This is a genomic window from Cohnella yongneupensis, assembly GCF_042655785.1.
GTDB lineage: Bacteria > Bacillota > Bacilli > Paenibacillales > Paenibacillaceae > Cohnella > Cohnella yongneupensis.
In genome coordinates this window covers 491,094-516,556 of the sequence record NZ_JBHSNC010000057.1, presented here as the reverse complement: position 1 = coordinate 516,556, position 25,463 = coordinate 491,094, and the positions used below count along the sequence as shown (strand labels likewise).

The following is a 25,463-nucleotide window of genomic DNA, read 5'->3' as shown; positions in this document are numbered from 1 at the left end:
CATCCTGTTACCTATTAGATCGGCGTGATTACGAAATCCGTAATTTCAACTTTGGTCAACTTGCCTTCTGCAAGCACGTTGTTGACCGAGTTAATTAAGCCGGCTGTTAGCGAGTCTTTGCCTTTCGTACCGTTCATGTCGTCCGGGCTCATAACCCAGAGTGCGCGATTAACGAGCGGTTTGATCTTGATATCCTTGATCTTGTCGAACTCTTCCTTCGCGTCCTCGCTATCGAACGTAAACGCGAAGCTGATAATAACGACGTAATCGGGATCTGACAAATTCGTCTTGATATCGGTTAATTCGGAAGTAACTTTAACCATTTCATCCGCAGAAATCGGCGGTTCGGCTTGTACGTGCTCTACACTATCCTTCGCCTGTTGGTTAGGATCCGTGGACTTATCCTTGCTGTCCAACGTAGACCAGAAGTAGATTCCGGCGATAGCGATAAGTGTAATCGCCAGTAGTAGCGATACGAGCCAAGGCAACAATTTTTTCATGACGAAGCTCCCTCCGATTGCGTGTCCGCTTTGCTTGTTATCGCCGCTAACACGCCAATGCTGCGCAAGTAATGCCGGATGGCCCGGATTACGTCCGAAGAATTTTCGGTGACAATGTACTTCTTGCCTGTAGTAAGCGTGATTAGCGTGTCGGGCATTTCTTCTACCGTCTCGATCAATAGAGCGTTCAGGTGAAGCTTTGTGCCATTTAGCCGCGTTACGAGAATCATAACCTAGGCCCTCCAAACTGTCGGGGGAGAGCTTAGCTCTCCCTGGACAGAAGATCAATTACCGTTTGAGGTTAACAACTTCTTGCAAAATCTCGTCAGACGTAGTGATGATGCGGGAGTTCGCTTGGAAACCACGTTGCGCGACGATCATTTCGGTGAACTCGTTCGTCAAGTCGACGTTAGACATTTCGAGCTGTCCGGAGATGATCGCGCCGGTACCCGTCTCCAGATCGGCTGCGGAACCTACGACAAGCTCGCCACCTGGGTTAGCGTTCGGAGTTACCCGGTAAAGGTTGCCTCCGACTTTCTCAAGACCGCCCGGGTTAACGACTTTAGCTACGCCGATTTTGAAATCGGTTGGCGTCGCGATGCCGTCTTGGTCTACGGCGATAATCGTGCCGTCTTGCCCGATGGAAAATGCCGTTACGCTTTCGTCCAGCGTAATTGGGCCGCCATCGTCGGCGGACATTACGAACATGCCGTCGGAGTTAACCAATTGGCGGTTCGCGTCAATCGTGAAGTTACCCGCGCGCGTCAGGTACTTAGGGCCGTCTTCGGATGGACTTACGACGAAGAATCCGTCGCCGTCGATCCGCAAATCCGTCTGTACGTTAGTCGTCATCGCGCTGCCCGCCGTGTGAACGGTGTCGATGGATGCGACCGAAACGCCTAGACCGACTTGCTTGGCGTTAACGCCGCCCGTCGTACCCTCGACCGGTGCAGTAACGCCGGACATCGATTGACTCAAAATATCTTTAAACATAACGCGACCGGTTTTGAAGCCGACCGTATTGACGTTTGCGATGTTATTGCCGATTACGTCGAGCTTCGCTTGGAAACCGCGCATACCGGATACACCAGAATACATAGAACGTAACATGAATTGCCTACCTCCCGAATGGTTTGGTATAAGGCCGCTTCAATCGGTCCACGGCCTAGGGCTTCCTTAAATTAGGACCAGCCCTGCTTGCAAATTAGCTAACGACAACCGCGCTATCGATCTGCGTGAACACATGCTCTTGCATCGAGTTGCCGTCCATCGCGGTCACGACCGTTCGATTAGGTACGTTCACGATCATCGCGATGTCCCTGAAGAGGACTAGCGAATCTTTCGCGCCTTTGGCGGCCGCTTGATCTACTGCGCTTGCGATTCGGCTTAATTGATCCGGTTTTAACTCGATCCCTCTTTGTTGTAGCCGTTGCTGCGCGTGATAGCTGAACTTAAGTTGCTGACGATCGAGCAATTGCTGGAACGAAACGCCGCCGCTTGCTTCAGTTTGATTCAGGTTTAGGGTGCGGGTGCCTTGAAGCGGTCCGGTTCGTCCTGTCGTAAATTGATGGGCGACTATCCGGTCACTCACTTGCATCCACCTCCGATTTGCTTGCGCTTGGTTCGGATATGGACAAAATTTGATCGATCGGAACTTCCGAATCTTGAACCGTCGCGTACTGCAACCCGTCGCGCCATACGATCGAATCGACGACTCCGCCGCGGTTTTGAATGGTTCCGTCCGATAATGTATCTACCCAAGTGACGGCTTTGCCGATCAATCCCGAGACCATGCCGGCAGATTGTCTAAGCGAGCTAACTTCCTTGGACATGTTCATCATCTGCTCTAGGGAAGAAAACTGAGCCATCTGAGCGATGAATTCCTTGTCTTGCAGAGGCTGCATCGGATCCTGGTTGCGCAGTTGCGTAACGAGAATTTGTAAAAACTGATCTTTGCCGAGCTCTTTCGTCGGCGTTCTGGCCGCGGTCTGAACGTTATTCGTCGCGTAGTTCGGCCAAACGTTGTTCGTTCCCAATACACTGTCTGCCACAGGCTTCACCTCCTTCTACCAGCGTTATGCCGTGACATTCAGGGAGCTGCCGTAAGCGATTTCCCGCAAGGTCGAAGTCCGTTCAAGCTCGTCTTCGAAATCGATCGGTTCATCGTACGTACCGCCTTTATTACGATTGTTCGTACCGTTTCCATTGCCGCCGAAGCTATTCTGGCGCTGATCCTGGTTAAGGAACGACGCTCCGCCGGAGTTGGAAGGCTGCTGTACGACTTCCAGGCGATCGACTTGCAAGCCTTGCGCACTAAGCGATGATCTTAGCTGTGCCATTTGATTCTCGATTAAATCGCGAGCCATCACGTTATCGGTCATAAATTGCGCGGTAACTTGGCCGTTGTGCATGATGATCCGAATATCGACTTGACCGAGATGTTCTGGCGTCAACGTCAGCCTCGCTTCCGATGTGCCGTTCCCTTGCGTTAGCAAAAACTGCTTCACGAAGTACTTATCCATCTGCTGCGCGAATTGCTGCACAGGTACTTGAGCAGGCAATGCCGCCTTCGCTTGGGCCGTATCTGCCGCAGCTTTAAGGTCTTGCTGTTGCAGCGTCCATGCAGGCTGGCTTCCCGTCTCCGATGCCTCTTCTCCGGCTAATACCGGTGCGACGTTAGCGTCAAGACTATCCGCGGATACGTTCTCTCCGTTGCCTGAAACCACATGGAACTTCCATACGGGATCGCGAAGGGCTTGTGCGGCGCGCTTCGTATCGACCGTCGCCGTCATGGACTGGGTCACCGCGTCTTTCGACTCGGCATCTCCAATGATTTCCGACTTCGTTCCACCGGTTGCGGTTGCAGACGCTTGCACATCTTCTTTACCGCTATCGGTCTGACCTACGGAAGGACCATTCGTCGCCGTTTGAAGCTGATCGTTCAATGCGTTAAGCAATGTTTTGAGCTCTCCGGAAACCGTCGGCGATTGCTCAGCGAGGTTATCGAGTTGTTCGAGCGCCGCCGTTAATTGCTGTAACGTCTGTTTTAACGAGGTTACTACGGCTTGACTTGGCTGAGCGCCTAAGCTAAGCGTCGTATCCGCTACGTCCCCCGAGTTCGTTTCAACCGGTTCAACGTTCGTCGGTTGAACGATTCCCATCTGCTGCATGAGTCCCTGGAATGCTGCCAACAAGGCCGCAAGCGAGTTACTCGCATCATCGGAGAGGTTATCCCCCTGTTCGAGTTGTTGAAGCTGCTCTACAAGGCTCGCTAACATTTGCATCAAATCGTCCGGTTGCCCTTCCGTTTGCGTTCCGAGTTGACCGAACAACCCGAGTAGACTTAGAGGCGTCAAAGCGTTACCGAGCGAGTTCACGTCGCCTGTCCCGTTCATAGCGCCAACTAGCGCATTCGCAAAACCATTACCGCCCGCAGCTCCATTCGAAGCCCCGGCCGAGGATGATGTTGCCGTAGCCGCTACTGCTTTAGGTGCCGATGATATCGACATGTTCATCATTTGTGTTCACCTCCTTTCAATAGCATTGAGCAATGCTCTTGCGTTGCGGAGTGAATGGCTTATGGATTGGCAGGCATCAACTTGCTGACTAGCGCAACGGTCGTTTTCTTATCCGCGTCCGTCATCGCCGCCAAAATCGAAGATCGCGACGCATTGTCCAGTGCCCCTAGAATACGAAGCGCCTTGCTTTGGCTCGTTCCCGCCATTTGAAGCAACATTGCTGCGGCTTTATCCGGAGCCATCGCCGAAAACGTACGGTTCAGCTCCGCCGTGTCCAGCATCGTCGCGTCTGAACCAGTTCCAACTTCGAGCTCGCTGATGCGCGCTTGCAGCGCGGCGATCTCGCGATCGTTCACGGTGTCGGTGTCTTTCAGCTTCATCGTTACATCCGCTGCTTTTTTGGGCGTCATGCGTTCGAGCACTTTGCCGCGTTCTTCTGTCGTCATCGAGCCGAGCACGAGAGCGGCCTCGTCGATGGTCATGTTCTCGAGAATCGGCCCCGCCTTGCTTGGCGACATCTTCGCGTACATATCCGCCAGCGATTTAATCTTCGCGTCGTAAGCTTCGGCCGTAATCGTGCGGTCTGTGCTTTCCTTCTTCAATAGATCAAGTTCTGCTTGCATGCCTTCGATCTTCTTCGCGTCTTGACCCGCTTGGTCGGTCGCTTGTTTAAGCGCGTTATCGCGATCCGTGAGCAATGCGTTAAGCTCGGCAATCTTATCCTTGGCGTTGCTAACCGTCAATTCCTCGTCCGTGTTGGCGGGCGTTGTTGGCGCGTCTGCCGAAGGGTCCGGAACGATGGATTTCACGATCGGAATTTTATTGCCGACTTCAAGCGCCGCATTGCGCCAATCCTTATTGAACATAAGAAGCAACACGCCTAGCAGCACTGCGGTGAACAAAATCGGGGTAATGAAGAAGAGAAAGCGCTCGAAGCCGCTGTAACCTTCCTTCTCTACGTTTGCGCTCGCCACGTTTCTCCCTCCTTGTCATTCGAATTTAAGTTTTCGATCGTCTACGCGCGCATCGCTGCCGCGGCGCGAACGATCGCGATCTCGTCAAGCTCGTTCTGTTCACGGCTAAGCCATTCGAACTTAAAGCGTTCGTGCGCCCGGTCTCTAGCGTTCAACCATACTTTCTCATCGACCATCTTGTCGGTAAGCATGCTTTGCCGGGCCTGCACTTCATGGGTTGCGTACCGAACGTCTTCGCTTTGATGCCTTATTCGCTCGTCTAGCACGTCTATGTAACTCTGAAGCTCGGTAATCCGGGCAAGCGGCGTCGGCTTTGCCGTCGTCTGCTCGAGCGTTCGCTCCACTTCGGAACGTTCGGCGATCAAATCCGCCATCTTTTCCTCTTCTTGCTTCAGCTTCCCAAGCGCGACGGCGTATTCCCATTCGGCCATCGACTTCTCGCTGCCTTTTAAATCGACGATTTTTTGCAACGGGTAATTGAATCGCATGATCGGTTAGGGTCATCTCCCGCGTTCATCGGATTCGAAGCCGGTAGAGCTGATTATCGTTTGAAGAAATCGATAATAAGTCTCTGCTGCGCTTCTTCTAACGTGATCTTCTCGTCCGTTCGTTGCTGGGTGTATGTATGGATCATATCGATGTACTGGATCGCTTTATCGATATCCGGGTTGGTACCCTTCTGATAGGCGCCGATATTAATTAAATCCTCGGCTTCGCGGTATACCGACAACAATTTTTTAAGCTGTTCCGCGGCGCCTTGCTGGTCTTTGCCGACGATATCCTTCATGACGCGGCTTACGCTGGACAGAACGTCGATTGCCGGAAAATGACCTTTGTTCGCCAAATTCCGATTTAGTACGATATGTCCGTCTAGAATTCCTCTGACCGCATCCGCAATCGGCTCGTTCATATCGTCTCCGTCTACGAGAACCGTATAGAACGCCGTAATGGAACCTGTCGGTCCCGTTCCCGCCCGCTCTAGCAGCTTCGGTAGCGCCGCGAACACCGACGGGGTGTATCCCCTCGTGGCAGGAGGCTCTCCGATAGCCAACCCGACTTCGCGCATGGCCATCGCGTAACGCGTTACGGAGTCCATCATGAGCATTACGTTGAGACCGCGATCCCTGAAATATTCAGCGATCGTCGTCGCGATTACCGCTCCCTTGATCCGCACGAGCGCCGGTTGGTCGGACGTCGCTACGATGACTACGGAACGCGCCAGACCTTCGGGACCGAGATCCCGTTCGATGAACTCGAGCACCTCGCGCCCACGCTCGCCGACTAGCGCGATTACGTTGACGTCCGCCGAAGTGTTGCGCGCCACCATGCCAAGCAAAGTACTTTTACCGACGCCAGATCCTGCGAAAATACCTACGCGTTGGCCTTGCCCGACCGTTAACAGACCGTCGATCGCGCGAACGCCAATGCCTAGCGGTTCCGTAACTCTAGGGCGCTTAAGCGGATTGCTAGGAATGCTATGCGTCGAGTAGTGCGACATTCGCGTCGGTAGACGCGAGCCGTCAAGCGGTTTCCCTAGACCGTCTAGCACTTTGCCTAGAAGCTCGGAGCCCACCTGTACGGTTAAAGGACCGCCCGTCGCTACGACATCGCAACCCGGGCCGACGGAGTATAGATCGCCAAGCGGCATGAGCAATACGCGATTGTTGCGGAAACCTACGACTTCCGCCAGCACCGGCGCTCCGCCCTTCATCGGATGAATGGCGCACACGTCTCCGATACTAGCGTCCGGCCCTTCCGACTCGACGGTAAGTCCGATAACTTGCATGACCTTGCCGTTAACTCTCACCGGGTCGAGATGCCTTAACGCTTCCGTATAACGATGCGCATCAAGGAGCTGCATCTCGGATACCCTCCTCGGCGGAATGGTCGGCGATGCGCAGCAACTGCTGCTTGATCGCCTCTAGCTGCGTATCCACTCTCGCATCGATGCTGCCGAACGCAGATCGTACGATACATCCGCCTTCTTCGATCGATGCATCGGGAACGATTTGTAACTCCGCCTGCGAATCCAGGCTGGCTATTAATTCATCCTTAGCGGCTTGCACGAACGCAAACTGCTTCGGCGACACGCATAAAACGATTACGCCTTGTTCTTTTCTTCGAGAGAGAGCTTGTCCGAATAGCTTAAGGGCTAATTCCGGCGCATCGGTCAGCTCTTGACCGAGAATCTTCTCCGCGATCGAGCAGCTTAGTTCGACCGCGAACCGCTCCGCTTCCGCGATGACGGATTCCTTCGCGACGTAAGCCTGGCCTACGACAGCCTGGGCTTCCTGCATTCGGCTATCCCATTCGCCGGTTAGCGCCTGCACCGCTTCTTCCGCTCCTGCGCGATAACCTTCCTCGAAGCCTTCGCGAGCTTTTTCTTCTCTAAGCTGATCATCCGCTTCTCTACGGGATTGCCACCATGCTTCGATCTGTTGCATGGCTTCGGAACGAATCCGTTCCGCCTCCTCCATCGCGCTCGCGATTATCGCTTGCGCGGTTTCTTCGGCATCCGCGAGAATACGGTCTTTCAACGATTGTGTTTCGACGTCGAGCTTCTGATTTCCTTCGGATACGCTGTCGGAACGCGAAGTATTTTGTTGATTGACGGCGATTCTCTGGAGAATTTCCACTCGTTTTAAATCTTCTAACGAGACGACATAAGAGGATTTGATCAGATTAGACAATAATATCGTCTCCTCCGCCGCGAGCGATGATGATCTCCCCTGATTCTTCTAGCTTGCGGATCGTCGACACGATGCGCGTCTGAGCTTCTTCGACGTCCCGCAAACGCACAGGCCCCATGTATTCCATCTCTTCTTTGAACGTTTCCGACATCCGCTTGGACATATTTCTGAAGATCGCTTCGCGAACTTCCTCGCTGGCCACCTTGAGCGCGAGCTGCAAGTCGGCGTTCTCGATATCGCGAATGATCCGTTGAATGGAGCGATTGTCCAGGTTGACGATATCCTCGAATACGAACATCCGCTTCTTGATCTCTTCCGCCAGCTCCGGATCTTGGATCTCGAGCGAGTCGAGAATCGTACGTTCCGTTCCGCGGTCTACGCCGTTCAAAATTTGAACGATCGCTTCTATGCCGCCCGCATTCGTGTAATCCTGCGTGACGGTAGCGGAAAGCTTCTGCTCGAGCACGCGTTCGACTTGGGCGATGACTTCCGGCGAAGTACTGTCCATGAGAGCGATTCTTCTCGCGACATCCGCTTGCTTGTCCTGCGGCAACGACGAGAGCACCGCGGAAGACTGATCCGGTTGCAAGTACGAAAGCACGAGCGCGATCGTCTGCGAATTCTCGTTCTGAATAAAGTTGAGAATTTGCGACGGCTCCGCTTTGCGGGCGAAGTCGAACGGCCGAACCTGCAGCGTCGCCGTCAGGCGGTTCAAAATATCCAGCGCCTTCTGGTTGCCGAGCGCCTTCTCGAGAATTTCCTTGGCGTAAGTGATACCGCCTTGAGAAATGTACTCTTGCGCTACGCAGATTTGATGAAACTCGCTTAATATCGATTCTTTCTCCGAGCTGTCCACTTTGCGGACGTTCGCGATTTCAAGCGTTAGCTGCTCGATCTCGTCGTCACGCAAATGCTTGAACACTTGCGCAGATACGTCCGGACCAAGCGTTATGAGCAGAATGGCTGCTTTTTGCCGCCCGGATAATTGAAAGGGTTTCGCCACCACTGCCACCTCTATTCGTCCACGAGCCAAGTTCGGAGAAGGTTAACGAATTCATCCGGTTTGCGCTTGGCAAGGCTTTCCAATTGTTTGCGTACTTGACTCTCGTTGGCGACGTTGTCGATATCGATCGTCGGCAATTCCGAACGCGGTACGGCTGCGAGCGCCGCCGCTTCTTCCGCCGCTTTCTTGCGACGGCTGTAAACGTAGTATCCGCCGCCTCCAAGTAACGCGAGCGCCAGCAATCCAAGGCCGGCAAGCAAGTAACTCGAAGAGGTTGCACCGCCGCTTGCGCCGGATTGATCTCCTTCGAAAGCTTGGGAGATGATCGATACGCGGTTCGCGAGCGCTTGATCCGACAAATCGAGTCCGGACTCGGCAAGCAATACGCGCACGCTGTTGTAGAGGGCGCCTTGAATCTGAGTGCGCTTCTCGTCGGTCATTGCCGCGGAATCGATGCCGACATTAATCGAAAGGTCATTAACTTTATACGGTCCGCGGTCGATATTATTAATAATACGACTGACTTCATAATTAATTGTCTGAGACGTTTTCTCGGATGATGACGTTCCCGAGCTCGCGCCTCCCGGATAATTGGCGATATCCGTTTCTCCAGTACCCGCCACCCCGCCAGCTTGACCGTCGGAACTCGTGGACGTCTCGGACGTATCTTGATGGCTGATCTCGATGCCTTTGTTATCGTTATCCGGCAACGGCTGTACCAGGTTCTCCTGCGTGCTGACCTTGTCAAAGTTAAGCGACGAAACAACGCTGACGACGATGTTGTCCATACCGACGATCGGAGACAAGAACGTCTGGATGTTCCGTTTGAGATCGTTCTCGAACGCCGTCTTAATCGCCGCGTTCGTCTCAAACTCTACTCCGCCGATGCCGGGTTGACCGCCGATCGCTGCAGATGGCGTCAAATCTCCGTCCGTGCTGCTGCTGATCGTGATGTTCTCGACATCCAAGTTCGGAACGGCCGATTTAACGAGATTGTAGTAGCTGTCGATCTCGGATTGTTTAGGACGATAACCGAGCTTAAACGTCATTACGACGGACGCGATCGCTTTCTCGCGGTCTGATTCGTTGAGGAAAATCGACTCTTCCGGAAGCGTCACGATCGCCTTGACTTTGGCGACCCCTTGTTTGCTAAGCAAAAGCTGTTGAATTTCTCCGTTCAAGGCGTTGCGAAGCTTGACGTCGAACTCCTGCTTCGTCGATCCGATGCCGGACGACTGCTTGCTCAAATCCTCGAAACCGCCTATGGAACCGTTCTGAATGATCCCTTGCGAGCCTGCTTCGACTTTGACCTTGGCGAGCGATGCGCTAGGAACCGAAATACTCGACCCGTCCCCGCTAAGCTTGTAACTGATGCCATTAGAGTCCAAGTATTGGATCAACGCCGCTGCGTCGGACTCGTCCAAATTGGAATAAGCGACGGCATATTCTGTTTTTGTGAAATAACTTACGAAAAATATAATTACAAAAAGCAGTAGAACCGCCGTAGAGGCAAGAACCCACTTTTGCGTCTTGTTATACTGATTCCAGAAACCCAGCATCTTCTCTCGAACCCTTGCCCACTTCTCGTTCACAATTTCACCTCACCTGCGGTTAGCACGCGGGGCGACGCGCCGGATAGCAAGCGAATCGCCCGTTGTGTGAAAGCTAAGTCGAATGGCTGCGATTATAATTGCATCCGCATGATTTCTTGATAGGCCTCTACGACCTTATTGCGCACTTGGGAAGTTAAGGCAAGGCTTAACTCGGCTTTGGACGATGCGATCAGCACGTCGTTCACGTCCGCTTTCCCGATTATGAATTGGTCGTTCACTGTATGTACGTTCGCCTCTTGAGCGGCTACGCCGTCAAGCGCTTGCTTCAGAAAGGTAGCGAAGCTTTCGGTTGCCTCCGCCGGCGTCGCTTTGCGTTCCAACGGATTCATACCGCTAATGGACCCAAGGTTTACCGGAGTAATTAGATTGTTCGTAATCATTAATGCTTCCCCCGCTTTCAATGTGTCCGTCTAGTCGCCTCTCTACGTTTAGCGACCGAGTTCAAGAGATTTCATGAACATCGCCTTGCTTGCGTTAAGCGCCGTAACGTTCGCTTCGTAGGAACGCGAAGCCGAGATCATGTCGACCATTTCCTTCGCGATATCAACGTTAGGCATGTATACCATACCGTTCGCGTCCGCGTCCGGGTGGGACGGATTGTATACTTGCTTGAACGGGGTTTGATCGTCTTGAATTTTCGTCACTCTGACGCCTTGCGCCCCCGATCCGTCAAGCTGAGCGTTCAGCATGTCGCGGAATGGCGTCTGAGTAGGCTCTACGACGACCATTTTGCGCCGGTAAGGCACGAATTGGCCGTTGACGTATCCGGCTCTGGTCGTCTCGGCGTTCGCGATGTTGGACGAGATGACGTCCATCCGAAGCCGCTGGGTCGTTAAGGCCGATGCGCTAATATCAAATCCGCCGAGCTTCATCCGTTACGCTCTCCCTTCGATTCCGGTTCTCATCATTTTCACTTCGTGATTGACTTGTTGGATGAACAAATTGTATCTTAGTTGGTTTTCCGCCATTAATGACATTTCTTTGTCGATATCCACGTTATTCTGGTTATTGTTGATCGATGTCGAATTTTCGGTAATCACTTGCGGCTTTGGAACAAAAGCAGCCGATGAACCGTTAATAGGTATATGACGTTCGTTCGTCATCTTACCGGCAAGCGCGTGCGAGCCGCCTTGCTCACCGATCGCCTGCGTCAGCATCTCTTCGAACGCCACGTCAGACCGTTTGTAATACGGCGTATCCACGTTCGCGATATTGTTGGCCAATACGCGTTGTCGCAAGGAAGCCGCGCTAACGGCGCTTTCCAAGCGTTGAAACGATGCCCCGCCTAATAAATCCATTCCAGTCGCCTCTTTCCCGAGCGATAACATGACAAAACTCTGCATACTTCTCTACTCTATTCCACACTGTATCGTCATATTCCTGCTAAAATCGACAACAGTTTTACACTTTCAACAAAATATCTACATGTTGTGACATTAAAATTTTCTAAGAACATCATCTACGACATACAGTCTTGTGACAATAAGAAGAAAGCCCTAATCTTCAAATAGAAGATCGGGCTTTATTGGTTTACATTGTTATTACCTATATCTAGTTTTTACGTTGCTGTAGCTCCTGTAATAACTGTATGTTTATGATGCGAATATAGGTCCCTTTCATTCCGAGCGACCTTGTCTCGATCACACCGGCGCTTTCAAGCTTCCTCAGCGCGTTTACGATAACCGACCTCGTGATTCCCGCTCGATCTGCGATTTTAGAAGCAACGAGCAGTCCTTCCTTGCCTTCCAATTGTTCAAAAATTTGCTCAACGGCTTCCAATTCGCTGAACGACAGCGAACCTACGGCTACCGATACGATTGCTTTGCTCCGGGCTTCCGTCTCCCGTTCCTCCGCCCGCTCGCGCAAAATCTCCATGCCTATGATCGTAGAACCGTATTCCGCTAAAATCAGGTCGTCGTCTCCAAAAGAGTGGCCCTCTCTGGATAGGACTAAAGTCCCGAGTCGATCTGCGCCCCCTATAATGGGTACGATCGTAATGACCCCGTTAGCGAATGCAGCTTCAACCGGCGATAGCGTATCAGACGGCGCGGCGTTGGCGACCGTCTCCGCGATCCGAAGCAGCCGCTCGTTCGTCTCAGTCGGGAACCTGAGCTCCTCGGGCTGCTCCTGCCTTAGCCACATTTCCGGGAAAGCCGCGGAGTGCGCCGAACCTAATATTTTGCCGCGTCGGCTGACGACGAACACGTCGCCTTGGATCGTTTCGCGCAGCCCTTCCGCCATTTCGCGGAAACTGAGCGGCTTCCCCGCCGCCCTCTGGAGCAACTGGTTCAGCGTGCGGGTTTTCATCAACAACGTCATGAGTACGTTTCCTCCTAGGTGTTGCCAAACAACTCGACTATAAAATATATTGACTCAAATCGCGATTGCTTGCAATGCTTGCAAGCTTCTCTCGAACATATTCGGGCGTAATGGTCATTTCCTCGAGCTGCAACTCCGGCGCTTCGAACGACAAGTCCTCAAGCAGCTTCTCGAGCAGCGTGTGAAGTCTGCGCGCGCCGATATTCTCGGTGTTGCGATTGACCTCCTGCGCCATTCTCGCGAGTTCGGCGATCGCGTTGTCCGTGAACGTGACCTGAATGCCCTCCGTCTGCAGCAACGCCGTATATTGTTTCGTTAACGCGTTCTGCGGCTCGGTCAAAATGCGAACGAAGTCTTCATCCGTCAAGCTGCTTAGCTCGACACGAATCGGAAACCGGCCTTGAAGCTCCGGAATGAGGTCGGAAGGCTTCGCGACATGGAACGCGCCGGCGGCGATAAATAGGACATAGTCCGTCTTGACAGGTCCGTATTTGGTCATGACCGTCGACCCTTCGACGATCGGAAGAATATCGCGTTGCACGCCTTCCCGGGATACGTCCGGTCCTTGCCCGCGCCCTTGGCTGGCGATTTTATCGATCTCGTCTATGAAAATGATGCCGGTCTGCTCGGCCCTGCGAACGGACTCGGAAATTACGTCGTCCATGTCGATCAGCTTATTCGCTTCTTCGACGATGAGCACTTTGCGCGCTTCGCGGATGGAAAGTCTTCTCTTCTTCCGCTTTTTCGGAAGAAATTGTCCGAGCATCTCTTGCATGTTCTGCCCCATTTGTTCTTGTCCCGGACCGGAGAACATATCCAGCATACTAGGCGACGCATCCTCGACGTCGAGCTCGACTATGTCTTTTTCGAGCGCGCCGGCATCCAGCTTCGCCTTAACGTCGCGGCGCTTATCGAGCAAGCTCGGATCGACGGGATCCGGTTCGTCGGCAGGCGTACTGCTGCCTCCGAACAGCATCTCGAGCGGATTGCGCTGAGACTTCTGCTTGACCGGTGCAGGCACGAGCAGCGAAGCTAGGCGATCGTTAGCCGCTTGTTCCGCCTTATCCTTGACCTTCTCGGTGCGCTCTTCTTTGACCATGCGGATAGCGGTTTCGATCAAATCGCGTACCATCGATTCGACGTCGCGGCCGACGTAGCCGACTTCCGTGAACTTCGTCGCTTCGACTTTGATGAAAGGCGCGTGAACGAGCTTAGCCAGCCTGCGCGCGATTTCCGTCTTCCCGACGCCGGTAGGTCCGATCATGAGAATGTTTTTCGGCACGACTTCGTCGCGCATGGCCTCGGGGAGCAGGCTGCGTCGATAGCGATTACGCAGGGCAACGGCTACCGAGCGCTTGGCGGGTTTTTGGCCGACGATATATTTATCAAGCTCCGTCACGATTTGACGGGGAGTAAGCTTCTCGTTCATCCTCATAACCTCCTTATAGTTCTTCGACGACAAGGTTGGCATTCGTGAACACGCATATTTCCGAAGCGGTCTCGAGCGCGGCGCGGGCGATTTCCTTCGCGCCCATCGCCGGCGCGTGCCGGACTAACGCGCGCGCTGCCGCGAGCGCGAAGCTGCCCCCGGAACCGATCGCCAAAATGCCGTCGTCCGGCTCTATGACTTCTCCGTTGCCGGACAGCAGCAACATTCCCGTAGCGTCTACCACGATCATCATCGCCTCCAGGCGACGCAGCACGCGATCGGAGCGCCAATCTTTCGCCAGTTCGACCGCGGCGCGTTGCAAATTGCCGTGATGCTCCTCCAGCTTGCCCTCGAACTTCTCGAACAACGTAATCGCGTCGGCAACGGAACCCGCGAAGCCCGCGAGCACTTGACCGCGATAAAGCCTGCGTACTTTCTTCGCACTGTTCTTCATGACCATGCTGTTGCCGAACGTCACTTGGCCGTCGCCGGCGATCGCGCCTTTGCCGTTATGGCGGACCGCGCAAATCGTCGTTGCATGAAAGCTCATATCCATGAATGATGCCTCCTTGAATTGATCAGTTCGTTCGCGCTTACCTTGCGAATAAAGCGGCAAAGCAGCGGCCTCTGGAAGGAAGCTGCCGCTGCTTCAATGGACGGATACGTTGCCGTTCTCGTTGCCCTTGATTTCCGCGCTCAGCGCGTCTACGCTTTCCAAAGCCCGCGCCGCGATGGCGTCGTTCTTCTCTTTCTTGCTTCTTACGCGATGACCGAGCGGCGGGAATAGTCCGAAGTTCGCGTTCATCGGCTGAAAATGCTTGAAATCCGCCGTCGTAATATATTGCGCCATGCTTCCGAGCGTCGTGTGCGACGGCAGCGTCAGCAGTTCCATTCCTAAAGCAAGCCTTGCCGCGTTCATCCCCGCGATAAGTCCGGAAGCCGCGGATTCTACGTAGCCTTCTACGCCCGTCATCTGTCCGGCGAAGAACAACGACTCGCGTCCGCGGAACTGATAAGTAGGCAATAACAGCTTAGGCGAATTGATGAACGTATTGCGGTGCATGACGCCGAATCGGACGAACTCGGCGTTCTCGAGACCCGGAATGAGCGAGAACACGCGCTTTTGCTCGCCCCATTTCAGATGCGTCTGGAAACCGACGAGATTGTACAACGTGCCTGCCGCGTTATCTTGACGAAGCTGGATGACCGCGTGCGGCAATTTCCCGGTCCGCGGATCGATTAGTCCTACCGGCTTCATCGGACCGAACAACACCGTCTGCTTGCCGCGCTTGGCCATGACTTCGATCGGCATGCAGCCTTCGAAGTACATTTCCTTCTCGAACTCCTTCACTTCGGCGACTTCCGCCGTCGTGAGAGCCTCGTAGAACACGTCAAACTCCGCTTCCGTCATCGGGCAGTTCAAGTAAGCGGCCTCACCCTTGTCGTAACGCGAAGCGAGATACACCTTATCCATGTCGATCGATTCTTTCTCGACGATCGGCGCGGCCGCGTCGAAGAAGTAGAAATATTCTTCGCCCATCAACTGCTTAATGCTTTCGGATAACTCCGGCGACGTAAGCGGTCCCGTCGCGACGACGACGATGCCGTCTTTCGGCAGCTCCTTAACCTCGTCGTTGATGACCGTAATGAGCGGATGCCCTCTTAATGTACGGGTAACTTCGCCGGAAAATAAGTCTCGATCGACCGCCAGCGCGCCGCCGGCGGGCACGGCGTGTTTGTCTGCGCTCGCCAGGATGAGGGAATCGAGCCTACGCATCTCTTCCTTTAGTACGCCGACGGCATTCGTGAGTCCGTTCGCCCTGAGGCTATTGCTGCACACGAGCTCCGCGAACCCGTCCGTATGATGGGCGGGGGTGCGGCGCACGGGACGCATTTCATATAAAGTGACGGGAACGCCCATCTTGGCGATCTGCCAAGCGGCTTCGCTGCCGGCCAGTCCGGCGCCGATAACCGTCACAGATTTAATCGTACTCAAAGCGTAAACCTCCTACGTAAAACCTTAATAATCCATATCTTCCGATGAATTCTCAGATTCGTCCACTGCTTCCTCCGAGTGGGTACAGACGGTGCAATGATTGTGCGCTTCGCCTTTGACTCGCTTCTCGACCATCATCGCGCCGCATTCCGGGCAAGGCTTGGCGATCGGCTTATCCCAGGACACGTAATCGCAGGCCGGATATTGATCGCAGCCGTAGAACATGCGTCCCTTCTTGCTGCGGCGTTCCACGATGTGGCCTTCGGCGCATTTCGGACAATGCACGCCGGTAGCTTTGACGATCGGTTTCGTATTCCGGCATTCTGGGAATCCGGAACAGGCGAGAAACTTGCCGAAGCGTCCCATTTTGAATACCATCGGACTGCCGCACTTATCGCAAATTTCGTCCGAAGGCTCGTCGCGGATTTCGACTTCCTTCATCTCTTCCTCGGCGACGGCAAGCCTTTTCTCGAACGACTTGTAAAACTCGCCTATGACGCTCGCCCAATCTTGGGTTCCTTCCTCGACATGGTCGAGATCGCCTTCCATGTTCGCGGTAAATTCGGCGTCGAGAATTTCCGGGAAAAACTCCTCCATCAATTGGATCACGAGCTCTCCAAGTTCCGTCGGCACGAACTTCTTCTCTTCGATCGCGACGTAGTAGCGCTTTTGGATCGTCTCCAGCGTCGGCGCGTACGTGCTCGGACGTCCGATGCCCAGTTCCTCAAGCGTTCTAACGAGACGTGCTTCCGTGAATCGCGGCGGCGGCTGCGTAAAATGCTGCTTCGGATCGACTTGTTCCGTCGCTATGCTCTCTCCGGTCGTCAAAGCCGGCAATAGACGATCCTCGTCGGTCGTGCCGTCGTCGTTGCCTTCAACGTACACTTTCGTGAACCCGGCGAACTTCATCTTCGATCCGGTAGCGCGGAACGTGACCGGTCCGTTCGCCATGTCGACCGTCATCGTGTCGAGAATGGCGGAAGACATTTGGCTCGCCACGAAACGTTCCCAGACGAGCTTGTATAGTCGCAATTGGTCGCGAGACAAGAAAGTTTTGACCGAATCCGGATCGCGCAAAATGGAGGTCGGGCGAATCGCTTCATGCGCGTCCTGCGCGTTGGCGTTCTTCTTCAAGTACACTCGCGGCGTCTCCGGCATGAACTTATCGCCGTACCGCTCGATAATGTAATGCTTCGCTTCCTCTTGCGCTACGGGCGAGATTCGCGTCGAATCGGTACGCATATAAGTGATGAGACCAACCGTGCCTTCTTTGCCTAGATCGACGCCCTCGTACAATTGCTGCGCGATTTGCATCGTCTTGGATGCGCGGAAGTTAAGCTTACGCGCCGCCTCCTGCTGCATCGAGCTCGTAATGAACGGCGGCGACGGATTGCGCAGACGTTCTTTCTCTTTTACTTCGCCTACCGTGAACGGCTTGTCGCCTAACAACGCGACGATTTCTTTCACGTCCGCTTCGCTCTTCAATTCCTTCTTCTCACCGTTCAGCGCATGGAATTTCGCTTCGAAAGCGCTCTTCCCTTTTAGCAAATGCGCCGTAATGCTCCAATATTCTTCGGGCACGAATGCCTTGATCTCGTTCTCCCGATCGTAAACGAGCTTAACGGCGACGGATTGCACGCGTCCGGCGCTTAGCCCTTTCTTGACCTTCTTCCACAGCAGCGGACTGATCTTGTAACCTACAAGCCGGTCAAGCACCCTTCTCGCTTGCTGGGCATTGACTAAATCCATATCGATCGGTCTTGGCGTCTTGAAAGCGTCCTTGACCGCTTGCTTCGTAATTTCATTAAATACGACGCGACAAGCGTCTTTCTCGTCTATCTCCAAGTAATGGGCGAGATGCCACGCGATCGCTTCTCCTTCGCGGTCCGGGTCAGCCGCGAGGTACACTTTTTTCACTTTTTTGCTGGCGTCTCTTAATTCCTTAAGCACGCTGCCTTTGCCGCGGATCGTGATGTACTTCGGCTGGAAGTCGTTATCGACCTCTACCCCGATCTGGCTCTTGGGTAAATCGCGAATATGGCCCATGGACGCTTTAACGATAAATTTACTTCCGAGATATTTACCGATCGTCTTGGCTTTCGCCGGGGATTCTACGATTACGAGTGAATCGGCCACGTCCATTCCTCCTCTCCTACGGTCGACAAGTTCTCCTCCCGAAGCCTCTCGGCATCGTCAGAGAACCTTATATACGGAACCGGGTTGCTGGTGTACTCTTCGTTTTATTAACAAAGATAGCAGAACCGATTGTAAAAGTCCAAACGTCATGCCAGATTTCTCCGCAAGCTCGTCGACCGAACAAGGATGGTCAAGCAACAATTCGTATAAGATTTGCTCTTCCTGCGATAGCTCCGGCGACGCGTTCGCGTTCGCGGGAGCACTTTTGGAGGCGTTCAAAATCCGATTATCCCGAGGCAACCGATGCTCGTACATGCCAAATATATCGCTCTCGTCAAGCACCGGTATCGCCCCCTTTCGGAAATATTCGAGCGCGCCCTTGCTGCGCGGGGAACTGATCGGTCCGGGAACGATGAATACGTCCCGATCGTAATCGATCGCGAGATCGGCCGTGATGAGAGCGCCGCTTTTGCCTGCCGCTTCTACTACGACTACACCCATAGATAGGCCGGCGATGACGCGGTTGCGCATCGGGAACAGCCCCGGATGAAAAGACGCGTCCGGCATCGTTTCCGACAGAAGCAAGCCGTTCGCGGCAATATCCTCGTAGATCCGCCGATTCTCTGGCGGATAGCATTGATCGACCGGCGTCGCGAGTACCCCGATCGTGCCGTATGCGCCGCGTACGGCACCTTGGTGAGCCGCCGTATCGATTCCGCGCGCCAGCCCGCTGACGACCGTCATGCGCCGCGAGCAGCCTGCTGCCAGCTCTTCGGCTACTTTGCGGCCATAAGCGGTAGCCTGCCTTGTTCCGACGATCGCCACCGCCGGGCGATGCGCCAGTTCCCAATTCCCTCTATAATAGAGCACCCACGGAGGATCGGCGATTTCCCGCAGCAACGGAGAATAACGTTCATCCAAAAACGTCATGATTCCGATTCCTCCTTCGCGGCATCTTCTGGCCCGACGCTGCCGCGCCTCCGGACTAAAACTGTCGACGATCGATTCGCATTGTCGATCGGAAAGGCCCATTTCCCGCCAATCGCCTGCTTTTAACGATACCGCGTCCTGTAATAGGCGCTGCGGATGACTCATCCCGTACTGTACGACCGCGCAGATCGCCAAATCTCCTACGCCCGGCGTTTCGTGCAGCGCAATGAGCGCTTCCCGCGTAATGTGCGATTTGCGCACGTCTTCAAGCGTCAGCTTCGGCCGATTACGGATCCGCGGACTATGTTTGTAGCTGCCCATGCAATCGCTCAACCCTTTCCCAATAGGAATCGCGGCGTCAGCACGACAAAAAGCCCTCCACTCCCTCGGTAGAGGGGGCGGAAGGCTGCTTGCCTTGCCGTTACGCGTTTAGACGTAATATATCATTAACCTTTGCATTTTTCCAGCAAGCCTTTTTCCTCGAGAACGGCTACAAGCGTCGCGCCCATGTCGGAAGGCGTCGGAGCAACGCGAACGCCGCAAGCTTCGAGCGTCGAAATTTTCTCCGCTGCCGTGCCTTTGCCGCCGGAGATGATCGCGCCGGCATGGCCCATGCGTTTGCCGGCTGGAGCCGTAGCGCCGCCGATGAAGCCGACTACCGGCTTCGTCATGTTCGCCTTGATCCACTCGGCCGCTTCTTCTTCGGCCGTACCGCCGATTTCGCCGATCATGATGACCGCGTACGTATCCGGATCTTCATTGAACAGCTTCAGGATGTCGATGAACTCGGAGCCTTTAACCGGGTCGCCGCCGATGCCGACCGCGGAAGATTGTCCGATTCCGCGCGTCGTCAATTGGTGAACCGCTTCGTACGTCAACGTTCCGGAACGGGATACGACGCCTACGTGGCCTTTTTTGTGGATGTAGCCCGGCATAATGCCGATCTTGATTTCGCCAGGCGTAATAACGCCAGGGCAGTTCGGTCCGATCAAACGCGTCTTCTTGCCTTCCATAAAGCGCGTAACCTTAACCATGTCCAGCACCGGAATGCCTTCCGTGATGCAGATGACGAGGTCAAGACCTGCGTCTACCGCTTCCATGATGGAGTCGGCCGCGAACGGAGGCGCGACGTAAATGACGGACGCCGTTGCTCCGGTTTCGGCTACTGCTTCTTTAACCGAGTTGAAGATCGGCAACGTAACTTTCGTTCCATTCTCCAAGTCGAAATCGATCGTTTGGCCGCCTTTGCCCGGCGTTACTCCGCCGACCATCTGCGTGCCGTATTCCAAAGCACCTTTGGCATGGAACGCTCCCGTCGCGCCCGTGATACCTTGGGTGATCACCTTGGTGTTTTTATCGATCAAAATACTCATGATTTATACACTCCCCGGTAGCTTCCCTTAGTTATTTCACTAGCGCTACGATTTTTTGAGCTCCGTCGGACATCGAATCGGCCGCCACGATGTTCAGGCCGGATGCGTTCAGGATTTCTTTGCCTTTGGCAACGTTCGTGCCTTCGAGGCGAACGACGAGCGGACGGTCGAGACCGAGCTCGCGCGCAGCGGCGACGACGCCTTCGGCGATAATGTCGCACTTCATGATGCCGCCGAAAATGTTAACGAAAATCCCTTTGACGTTTGCGTCGGACAGGATGATCTTGAACGCTTCGGTTACTTTCTCTTTCGTAGCTCCGCCGCCAACGTCCAGGAAGTTCGCTGGAGCGCCGCCGAAATATTTAATGATGTCCATCGTCGCCATTGCAAGACCGGCGCCGTTAACCATGCAACCGATGTTGCCTTCGAGCGCGATGTAGCTGAGGTCGAATTTGGACGCTTGGATTTCTTTCGCGTCTTCTTCGTCAAGGTCGCGAAGCTCCACGATGTCTTTGTGACGGAACAGCGCGTTGGAATCGAAGTTCAGCTTCGCGTCGAGCGCCATGACGTTGCCGTCGCCCGTAACGACGAGCGGATTGATCTCTGCGATCGAGCAGTCTTTGTCTTCGAACGCTTTGTAGAGCGAAAGCATGAATTGAACCGCTTTGTTCACGAGCGGACCCGGGATCTTAATCTCGTTCGCGAGCGCGCGCGCTTGGAACGGCAATAAGCCGACCGCCGGATCGACGATAACCTTGATGATTTTCTCCGGAGAGTGAGCGGCTACTTCCTCGATGTCCATGCCGCCTTCTTCGGAACCCATCAGAACGACGCGGCCGGTTCCCCGGTCGACGACGACGCCGATGTAATATTCTTTCTTAATGTCGCAGCCTTCTTCGATCAGGAGGCGTTTAATTTCTTTGCCTTCCGGACCGGTTTGATGCGTGACGAGCACTTTGCCGAGCAATTCTTTCGCGTAGTTCGCGACATCGTCGATGTTTTTCGCGATTTTGACGCCGCCCGCTTTGCCGCGTCCGCCTGCGTGAATTTGCGCTTTGACTACCGTTACCGGGCTGCCGAGCTCTTTGGCCGCAGCGACGGCTTCTTCAACGGTAAAAGCCACTTTGCCGCGCGGTACGACGACGCCGTACTGGCGAAGTACTTCCTTGCCTTGATACTCATGAATATTCATGATCCAAGCATCCTCCCGTTTGTGCATTCCCTATATCGTGACGCGTTTTGCATTATGTAAGCATAAACCGTTGACGCCTTCGGAAGGCGCGACAACGTTTATGTCGACAACCGTTCAGTAATGAATTCGCGTCAAAATACTCATGCTGAATGGATAACAAAACCTCCATCATTGTAACACTATTTGTTTTATCGTTCCTCACTTTTTTCATCTATTTTTAGTTCAATTTGGCAATGGTTTAATCTCATTCCGAGATGGAAACCGGGGTAACATATCTAGGATGTGCTTTGATCGGTAAAATCATGCCTATGAATTCGGACAAAAAGACGTACCGCGAGGGTACGTCAGCTGAAAGCTCGATGAAACAGCGAACGACTAACAACAGATCAACCCTTTACGCCGCCCGCGGTTAATCCTTCGATAATTTGCTTTTGCAGCACGGCGTAAATAATCATGACCGGAACGACGCTATATACGATTCCCGCAGACATTTGCGCGTAATTCGTATTATAGGTATCGCGGAAACCGACCATCCCGACTGGCAGCGTGCGCAGTTCATCCGTAGAGATGAAGAAGTTCGCGAGCAAAAACTCGTTCCAGTTGCCGATGAAGTTTAAAATAAACACGGTGACTACTGCCGGGATCGTAAGGGGTAAAATGATTCGTGCGAAAACCCCTTTCGCGCTTAAACCATCCATTACGGCCGCTTCTTCAAGTTCGTTAGGGATCGAGCGCATAAACGCCGACAATATGATGACGTTCAATGGGATTGCCCCTGCGATATAAGGGATGATGAGCGCCAAATGGGTATCTAATATGCCTGCATCCATTAGCATAATGAAGACGGGCAGTAACAAGGCGTTACCGGGAATGAGCATACCGATCAGAATAAATTGGTACATTCCTTTACTCATTTTCGAATATCTCATTCTCGTGATCGCGAACGATGCCATAGCCGCGAAAATGATTGTCACGATCGAGCAAAGGGTGGCGATATACAAACTATTCAAAAAGTAAACGTTGATTTTCGCATTAACCCATGCCTCGTGAAAATTTTCAAAATGAAACGATGTAGGGAAACCGAATGGATTGCTCGCAATCGCCTGATTATCCGACTTTAACGACGAAAAGACGACGAACACGAATGGGTAAAGGATCACGATCACATAGGCTAGTAAAATAATATGGCTGAGACTCTTTTTCACCCTACTTATCGTCATCGTCATGAGTATTCGACCCTTTCAATTCGTCTGGCAAGCAGCAATTGATATAGTACGGTAAGAATTAACGTGAATACGAAGATCAACACCGCGATGGCGTTTCCATATCCGTATTTGATATTCGTAATCCCGTATTTGATCATGTAGGTCGCCATTACGTCCGTCGCCCCGCCCGGGCCGCCTCTCGTCATGACGATGACGATATCGGCCGCCTTCATCGCGCCTGCAATGGAGAGCATGATGACTACGGAAATGATAGGCATGATGAGCGGCACCGTAATGGAAGTAGCGCGCCTGAAACTGCTTGCGCCATCAACGGTTGCGGCTTCGTTAATTTCCTTTGGGATCGCCAAGATCGCGGCAAGCACCATAACGATGTAGAATCCCGTCCACTGCCAGGCATTCGTAATCAAGATCGAGAACATGGCCCAACTCGAGTCGGAGAGCCACATGACCGGATTAAATCCGAGTTTCGTTAAAATTAAATTGAACAAGCCGATATCCGGTTCGTAGATGAAGCTCCACAAAATGCCGATTACCGCGGTGGACATGACGGCTGGGACGAATACGGCCGTCTTATATAGTCCCTTGAGCTTTTTCACGTTGCTGATCAAAAGCGAGAAAAATACGATTATCGGAACTTGCACGAATACCGAAAACAAAATGAAATAACCGTTGTTCTTGACGGAAGCCCATAATTTCTCGTCCGTCAGCGCGTTCTTAAAGTTTTTCAAGCCGTTGAATTGCGCCGGTTCGATGCCGTTCCATTTCGTAAAGGCTTTGGCGAAGGCGGCGAACATAGGGTAAATGAAAAACAGGACATAAAGCACGACGACCGGCAACAAAAACAGCACATATGTCCATGGGGTTCTTAGCGCTTTATTCATGGTTCCCTCCGGGATGATCAGACATCTGCTCTATGAATCGGGTTTTAATAAAAAGGTACCACCCACTCAGTGGCGGGTGGTACCTTTTTATTCCTTGCATTATTCAATTATTCGTCTGCTTTGTTGGATGCGGCTTGAACTTTTTGAACGCCGTCCAGCATCGCCTTAGCCGTGATTTTGCCGCCGATCAGCTTTTGAATGCCATCGCTGATCGCCGTATTGACGTCAGGTTGAACCAGGGAATCGAACGCTGGGAATGCGCCGCTCGATTTGTTTCCTACGGCAATGATTTCTTTTACCAGAGGGGAAACTTTAGCTGCCGCAAGCTTCTTAGGATCTACCTTCATGGAAGGCAGAACGCCGTCTGCTTCAAGACCGCGAATTTGCATATCGTCGTTGTACATGTTTTTGATGAACGATTTGATAACGGCCATTTGTACTTTGTCGTTCTTCACTTTAGCCGAGAAGCCGTAGCCGTTGGAGAATCCGCCGTTTACCGCCGTTTGGCTGCCTTTGCCGTTCGCAAGCTTCGGCAATGCGAAGTAGCCGACTTTGTCCGTCATATCCCCGGCTTGAGCTTTATCCGAGAATACGCTGGACGCCCACGAACCGTCGTACATCATGATCGCTTCGCCGCGAATGAGTTGGTTGCGTTGCTCGCCGTATTCCAAACCGAGTTCGCCCGATTTGAAGTAGCCTTTTTTCACCCAATCTTGGTACTTGTTGAAAGCAGCGATCATTTCAGGGCTGTTCCACTTTGTTTTACCCGTTTTGAATCCAGCCGTAATATCCGGACCGGCATAGCGGGACCACAACGTGTTGGCTGTCATTAACGGCACCCATGCGGCTTTGGAAGCTTGTGCAAATGGCGTTTTGCCGTCTTTTTTAATCGTGTCAGCCAATTTTTCAAGCTCGTCTATCGTGGTTGGAATTTTTAGGTTTTTGGCTTTGAAGTACTCTTTATTGTAGAAATAGCCTTCTTGGTAGCCGCCGATCGGCAAACCGTAAACTTTTCCATTAACCGTGAACTCGTTCAAGGAAATGAATTTATTCGACAGGCCGAGCTCTTTCAGAATCGGCGTAAGATCCAGCAGTCTTCCTGCTTGAACGTACAGCTGCGTGTCGGCTCCGCCGAACAGATCGAAAATCGGAGGAGGGTTGTTGATTACCATTTCCGAACGCAATTTTTCCTTGCGGTTTACGTCCGAATCCACGCCGTCCAATTTGAATTGAACGCCCGGCACTTCCTTTTGAACTTTTTTCAAAACATCGTTAAGTATGTTGAGACGTTGTTGTTTCGCCTCTCCCAATTGCGTATGACGTACTTTCATGGTGATGGTTTTTGCTGCGCCTGCTGACCCTACGGCCGTTGTCGCCACAAGAACCGCGCTGAGTGCAATTAACGGTAGACTTTTCTTCATTGATTGCTAGCCTCCCAATAGGTATGTTATCGCTTTCAAAACTAAGTATAGAATTGTTTGTAAATTGTGGTAAGACGCTAATTCCATTATTTAGGGATAATATCGTCTTATGACTTTGACAAAAACAGTCATGAAAAGTCATGACTTTTTGCCCCCTGATAGATTCGCCGGGATTGACACATCCGCCTAAGCGAGGTAGACTGGTCGCATATGAAAATCGATCGGAAGGAAGCACCTTCCCGTACGTTATCTAACGTCGGAG

General features: G+C 53.0%; 26 protein-coding genes. All 26 read right to left on the bottom strand.

From position 1 onward, the window contains the following. Positions 1 to 14: 14 nt before the first annotated feature. The 26 genes from ACFPQ4_RS23850 to ACFPQ4_RS23725 all read right to left on the bottom strand — a co-directional run bounded on the left by ACFPQ4_RS23850 (position 15) and on the right by ACFPQ4_RS23725 (position 25,201). The gene (locus ACFPQ4_RS23850; protein WP_378114424.1) at positions 15 to 500 is read right to left on the bottom strand and encodes a flagellar basal body-associated FliL family protein; all 486 of its coding nucleotides are present in this window, start codon (positions 498 to 500) and stop codon (positions 15 to 17) included. Further along, positions 497 to 730 carry a flagellar FlbD family protein gene (locus ACFPQ4_RS23845; protein WP_378114423.1) on the bottom strand — a complete coding sequence of 78 codons (234 nt, stop codon included), beginning with the start codon at positions 728 to 730 and terminating at the stop codon, positions 497 to 499. Before ACFPQ4_RS23845 ends, ACFPQ4_RS23850 begins: the two co-directional genes overlap by 4 nt. Positions 731 to 788: 58 nt before the next feature. Beyond that, positions 789 to 1,610, bottom strand: a complete 822-nt coding sequence (flgG, locus tag ACFPQ4_RS23840; RefSeq protein WP_378114422.1) for a flagellar basal body rod protein FlgG — start codon at positions 1,608 to 1,610, stop codon at positions 789 to 791. Positions 1,611 to 1,704: 94 nt separating this feature from the next. Next, positions 1,705 to 2,091 (bottom strand): TIGR02530 family flagellar biosynthesis protein, encoded by a 387-nt coding sequence (locus ACFPQ4_RS23835; protein ID WP_378114421.1) that lies wholly within the window; start codon positions 2,089 to 2,091, stop codon positions 1,705 to 1,707. Beyond that, positions 2,084 to 2,551 (bottom strand): flagellar hook capping FlgD N-terminal domain-containing protein, encoded by a 468-nt coding sequence (locus ACFPQ4_RS23830; protein ID WP_378114420.1) that lies wholly within the window; start codon positions 2,549 to 2,551, stop codon positions 2,084 to 2,086. Before ACFPQ4_RS23830 ends, ACFPQ4_RS23835 begins: the two co-directional genes overlap by 8 nt. Before the next feature lie 24 nt (positions 2,552 to 2,575). Next, a complete protein-coding gene (locus ACFPQ4_RS23825) occupies positions 2,576 to 4,018 on the bottom strand; it encodes a flagellar hook-length control protein FliK (protein ID WP_378114419.1) in 1,443 nt (480 codons plus the stop codon). Between the two features lie 59 nt (positions 4,019 to 4,077). Continuing rightward, positions 4,078 to 4,992 carry a MotE family protein gene (locus tag ACFPQ4_RS23820; protein ID WP_378114418.1) on the bottom strand — a complete coding sequence of 305 codons (915 nt, stop codon included), beginning with the start codon at positions 4,990 to 4,992 and terminating at the stop codon, positions 4,078 to 4,080. Between the two features lie 41 nt (positions 4,993 to 5,033). Continuing rightward, a complete protein-coding gene (fliJ, locus tag ACFPQ4_RS23815) occupies positions 5,034 to 5,480 on the bottom strand; it encodes a flagellar export protein FliJ (RefSeq protein WP_378114417.1) in 447 nt (148 codons plus the stop codon). 53 nt (positions 5,481 to 5,533) lie between these two features. Next, a complete protein-coding gene (gene fliI, locus ACFPQ4_RS23810) occupies positions 5,534 to 6,853 on the bottom strand; it encodes a flagellar protein export ATPase FliI (RefSeq protein ID WP_378114416.1) in 1,320 nt (439 codons plus the stop codon). Beyond that, complete coding sequence (locus tag ACFPQ4_RS23805; RefSeq protein ID WP_378114415.1) at positions 6,840 to 7,682, bottom strand: FliH/SctL family protein; 843 nt, start codon at positions 7,680 to 7,682, stop codon at positions 6,840 to 6,842. Before ACFPQ4_RS23805 ends, fliI begins: the two co-directional genes overlap by 14 nt. Further along, positions 7,675 to 8,685, bottom strand: a complete 1,011-nt coding sequence (gene fliG / locus ACFPQ4_RS23800; protein ID WP_378114414.1) for a flagellar motor switch protein FliG — start codon at positions 8,683 to 8,685, stop codon at positions 7,675 to 7,677. The genes ACFPQ4_RS23805 and fliG overlap by 8 nt, the downstream gene beginning before the upstream one ends. 11 nt (positions 8,686 to 8,696) lie before the next feature. Further along, the gene (gene fliF / locus ACFPQ4_RS23795) at positions 8,697 to 10,277 is read right to left on the bottom strand and encodes a flagellar basal-body MS-ring/collar protein FliF (RefSeq protein ID WP_378114413.1); all 1,581 of its coding nucleotides are present in this window, start codon (positions 10,275 to 10,277) and stop codon (positions 8,697 to 8,699) included. 92 nt (positions 10,278 to 10,369) lie between these two features. After that, entirely contained in the window at positions 10,370 to 10,678 is a 309-nt protein-coding gene (gene fliE, locus ACFPQ4_RS23790) for a flagellar hook-basal body complex protein FliE (RefSeq protein ID WP_378114412.1), read from the bottom strand. 48 nt (positions 10,679 to 10,726) lie between these two features. Beyond that, positions 10,727 to 11,170, bottom strand: a complete 444-nt coding sequence (flgC, locus tag ACFPQ4_RS23785) for a flagellar basal body rod protein FlgC (protein WP_378114411.1) — start codon at positions 11,168 to 11,170, stop codon at positions 10,727 to 10,729. Between the two features lie 3 nt (positions 11,171 to 11,173). Continuing rightward, positions 11,174 to 11,596, bottom strand: a complete 423-nt coding sequence (gene flgB / locus ACFPQ4_RS23780; RefSeq protein WP_378114410.1) for a flagellar basal body rod protein FlgB — start codon at positions 11,594 to 11,596, stop codon at positions 11,174 to 11,176. A gap of 253 nt (positions 11,597 to 11,849) precedes the next feature. Continuing rightward, positions 11,850 to 12,617: a GTP-sensing pleiotropic transcriptional regulator CodY gene (gene codY, locus ACFPQ4_RS23775; protein WP_378114409.1), complete on the bottom strand. Its 768-nt coding sequence runs from the start codon at positions 12,615 to 12,617 to the stop codon at positions 11,850 to 11,852. 37 nt (positions 12,618 to 12,654) lie between these two features. Continuing rightward, on the bottom strand, positions 12,655 to 14,052 hold the full coding sequence (gene hslU / locus ACFPQ4_RS23770) for an ATP-dependent protease ATPase subunit HslU (protein ID WP_378114408.1): 1,398 nt from the start codon (positions 14,050 to 14,052) through the stop codon (positions 12,655 to 12,657). 7 nt (positions 14,053 to 14,059) lie between these two features. Then, positions 14,060 to 14,602 (bottom strand): ATP-dependent protease subunit HslV, encoded by a 543-nt coding sequence (gene hslV / locus ACFPQ4_RS23765; RefSeq protein WP_378114407.1) that lies wholly within the window; start codon positions 14,600 to 14,602, stop codon positions 14,060 to 14,062. 93 nt (positions 14,603 to 14,695) lie between these two features. Further along, positions 14,696 to 16,042, bottom strand: coding sequence for an FADH(2)-oxidizing methylenetetrahydrofolate--tRNA-(uracil(54)-C(5))-methyltransferase TrmFO (gene trmFO, locus ACFPQ4_RS23760; RefSeq protein WP_378114406.1), 1,347 nt, complete (start codon positions 16,040 to 16,042; stop codon positions 14,696 to 14,698). A 24-nt stretch (positions 16,043 to 16,066) separates the two neighbouring features. Then, positions 16,067 to 18,178: a type I DNA topoisomerase gene (gene topA, locus ACFPQ4_RS23755; protein ID WP_378114405.1), complete on the bottom strand. Its 2,112-nt coding sequence runs from the start codon at positions 18,176 to 18,178 to the stop codon at positions 16,067 to 16,069. Positions 18,179 to 18,235: 57 nt separating this feature from the next. Then, positions 18,236 to 19,429 (bottom strand): DNA-processing protein DprA, encoded by a 1,194-nt coding sequence (gene dprA, locus ACFPQ4_RS23750; RefSeq protein ID WP_378114404.1) that lies wholly within the window; start codon positions 19,427 to 19,429, stop codon positions 18,236 to 18,238. 125 nt (positions 19,430 to 19,554) lie between these two features. Next, positions 19,555 to 20,481, bottom strand: a complete 927-nt coding sequence (sucD, locus tag ACFPQ4_RS23745; protein ID WP_378114403.1) for a succinate--CoA ligase subunit alpha — start codon at positions 20,479 to 20,481, stop codon at positions 19,555 to 19,557. Between the two features lie 31 nt (positions 20,482 to 20,512). After that, a complete protein-coding gene (gene sucC / locus ACFPQ4_RS23740; protein ID WP_378114402.1) occupies positions 20,513 to 21,673 on the bottom strand; it encodes an ADP-forming succinate--CoA ligase subunit beta in 1,161 nt (386 codons plus the stop codon). 386 nt (positions 21,674 to 22,059) lie between these two features. Next, entirely contained in the window at positions 22,060 to 22,887 is an 828-nt protein-coding gene (locus ACFPQ4_RS23735) for a carbohydrate ABC transporter permease (protein ID WP_378114529.1), read from the bottom strand. A gap of 8 nt (positions 22,888 to 22,895) precedes the next feature. Continuing rightward, complete coding sequence (locus ACFPQ4_RS23730; RefSeq protein WP_378114401.1) at positions 22,896 to 23,780, bottom strand: carbohydrate ABC transporter permease; 885 nt, start codon at positions 23,778 to 23,780, stop codon at positions 22,896 to 22,898. 107 nt (positions 23,781 to 23,887) lie between these two features. Continuing rightward, the gene (locus tag ACFPQ4_RS23725; RefSeq protein WP_378114400.1) at positions 23,888 to 25,201 is read right to left on the bottom strand and encodes a type 2 periplasmic-binding domain-containing protein; all 1,314 of its coding nucleotides are present in this window, start codon (positions 25,199 to 25,201) and stop codon (positions 23,888 to 23,890) included. Positions 25,202 to 25,463: the final 262 nt, after the last annotated feature.

Coding starts and splice junctions, on each gene's coding strand:
- ACFPQ4_RS23850 (WP_378114424.1), bottom strand. CDS start 500: ATGAAAAAATTGTTGCCTTGGCTCGTATCGCTACTACTGGCGATTACA.
- ACFPQ4_RS23845 (WP_378114423.1), bottom strand. CDS start 730: ATGATTCTCGTAACGCGGCTAAATGGCACAAAGCTTCACCTGAACGCT.
- flgG (WP_378114422.1), bottom strand. CDS start 1,610: ATGTTACGTTCTATGTATTCTGGTGTATCCGGTATGCGCGGTTTCCAA.
- ACFPQ4_RS23825 (WP_378114419.1), bottom strand. CDS start 4,018: ATGATGAACATGTCGATATCATCGGCACCTAAAGCAGTAGCGGCTACG.
- fliJ (WP_378114417.1), bottom strand. CDS start 5,480: ATGCGATTCAATTACCCGTTGCAAAAAATCGTCGATTTAAAAGGCAGC.
- fliI (WP_378114416.1), bottom strand. CDS start 6,853: ATGCAGCTCCTTGATGCGCATCGTTATACGGAAGCGTTAAGGCATCTC.
- fliE (WP_378114412.1), bottom strand. CDS start 10,678: ATGATTACGAACAATCTAATTACTCCGGTAAACCTTGGGTCCATTAGC.
- flgC (WP_378114411.1), bottom strand. CDS start 11,170: ATGAAGCTCGGCGGATTTGATATTAGCGCATCGGCCTTAACGACCCAG.
- flgB (WP_378114410.1), bottom strand. CDS start 11,596: ATGGATTTATTAGGCGGGGCATCGTTTCAACGCTTGGAAAGCGCCGTT.
- codY (WP_378114409.1), bottom strand. CDS start 12,617: ATGACGTTGTTGATGAAAACCCGCACGCTGAACCAGTTGCTCCAGAGG.
- hslU (WP_378114408.1), bottom strand. CDS start 14,052: ATGAGGATGAACGAGAAGCTTACTCCCCGTCAAATCGTGACGGAGCTT.
- hslV (WP_378114407.1), bottom strand. CDS start 14,602: ATGGATATGAGCTTTCATGCAACGACGATTTGCGCGGTCCGCCATAAC.
- dprA (WP_378114404.1), bottom strand. CDS start 19,429: ATGGGCAGCTACAAACATAGTCCGCGGATCCGTAATCGGCCGAAGCTG.
- sucD (WP_378114403.1), bottom strand. CDS start 20,481: ATGAGTATTTTGATCGATAAAAACACCAAGGTGATCACCCAAGGTATC.
- sucC (WP_378114402.1), bottom strand. CDS start 21,673: ATGAATATTCATGAGTATCAAGGCAAGGAAGTACTTCGCCAGTACGGC.
- ACFPQ4_RS23730 (WP_378114401.1), bottom strand. CDS start 23,780: ATGAATAAAGCGCTAAGAACCCCATGGACATATGTGCTGTTTTTGTTG.
- ACFPQ4_RS23725 (WP_378114400.1), bottom strand. CDS start 25,201: ATGAAGAAAAGTCTACCGTTAATTGCACTCAGCGCGGTTCTTGTGGCG.